Annotated in this window: 1 protein-coding gene; it reads right to left on the bottom strand. The window is 73.4% G+C overall.

What is annotated here, in order from left to right; genetic code table 11:
- A partial coding sequence (locus HF576_RS20090; protein ID WP_168914630.1) for an HNH endonuclease signature motif containing protein occupies positions 1 to 1,399 on the bottom strand: 1,399 nt, incomplete at its 3' end.
- Between the last annotated feature and the right edge of the window lie 9 nt (positions 1,400 to 1,408).

Below are 1,408 nucleotides of genomic sequence, written 5' to 3'. Positions count from 1 at the left end.
TGCGGGTGGGGGATTTGGTGGCGGGTCGCCATTGTCGCGTGTGGTCCCACCAGGAGGGTCCGCGGACATAGGGGATGCCGTCTTGCACGCGGATCTGCCAGTTGCCGGTGTCGAGGGTGCGGTGGTGGAACCAGCACAGCAGGACGCCGTTGTCGGTATGGGTGGGCCCGCCCCGTGAGTGTTCGGTGACGTGATGGATTTCGCACCATTGCGGGGGACAGTGGCAGCCGGGGATGACGCAGCCGCCGTCGCGGACGGTGATCGCTTTGCGCTGGTGGTGGTTGAAGAGCCGGTCCAGAGTGCTGATCGACACGACCCGGCCGCCCTCGCCGAGGACGACGCGTTGCACCGCGCCGACGCAGGCGGTGTGCCGGGCGGTGGTGAGCGGGATGGGCAGGTCGTCGCCGGGCAGGTGCGCCTTCCCGCGCCCGGCGACGAGGTCTTCCTGGCGGACGGTGACCACCAGGGTTGGTGCGGCGCCGCCGAGGGTGGGGAGGGAGCCCGATGCGGCGGCGGCCGTGAGCAGCACCGCGAACGCGTCATGCAGCTTCTGCGTATGCGACCGCGGGTCTGCGGCGGACGCGACCGGCCCATCCTCGTCGTCGCCCTCGGTGAAGCACGGTCCGTCCGGGGAGGGGGCGCCGCCGACCCGGGGGTTGAGGACGCTGTCGAACCCGAGCTGCAACTGGGCGGCCACTTCGGGGAGCAGCCGGCCGCGCAGCGGCACCAGGCCGTCCTCGCCGCGCCGGCCGATGGTCATGCTGCGTTTGCGGAGTGCCCGGGTGTCCTCGGGTTCGGTGCCGTCTTGGTCCAGGTACGCCGCCCACACCAGCGCCAGCGCCCGCAGCTCGTCCGCGGACGCGGGTGGTGCCGCATCGGCCCCCTCGCCACAGGCGGCGGCGGCGAGCTCGGTGTCGGCAGCGAGGATCCCGGCGCGGCCGGTCTGGCAGCCGCGGAACGAGCCGGTCACCGCGAGCACCCCTTCCACACCGACCTGGCCCGCTGCGAGCGCGGCCCGCATCCCGGGGAACTCCGCCGGCAGCACCTCGCCGGTGGACAGCGCGACCTGCTGCTGCACCGACTGCGCGACCGCGACGATCTCGGATGCGGTCCGCCCCGACACCCGCGTCGCGCGTTGCACGAGTTCGCGGGTGTTGCGGCATCCGTGCCGGGTGGTGATCCGGTCGCCATGCGCGGCCGACCCGTCACGGTCGGTGATCACCGCGACCGCCTCCACCATCACCCCTTCCGCAGACCGCCGGATGTGCCCGGCCGCGGCGAGCGCCGCCAAGACCTCGGGGTCGTCCGCGCCGCGCAGCCCGCCCTCCGCGATCGCCGCAGCGGTCACTCGCGCGAGCGCGTCGCCGAGCTCGTCCAGAGCGTCGGCGAGGCTGGTCATACCTCCATT

This window comes from Microbacterium salsuginis, from assembly GCF_012524205.1.
Taxonomy (GTDB): Bacteria; Actinomycetota; Actinomycetes; order Actinomycetales; family Microbacteriaceae; genus Microbacterium; species Microbacterium salsuginis.
Note: the sequence above shows the minus strand (reverse complement) of the source record. Positions and strands in the feature narration are given on the sequence as shown.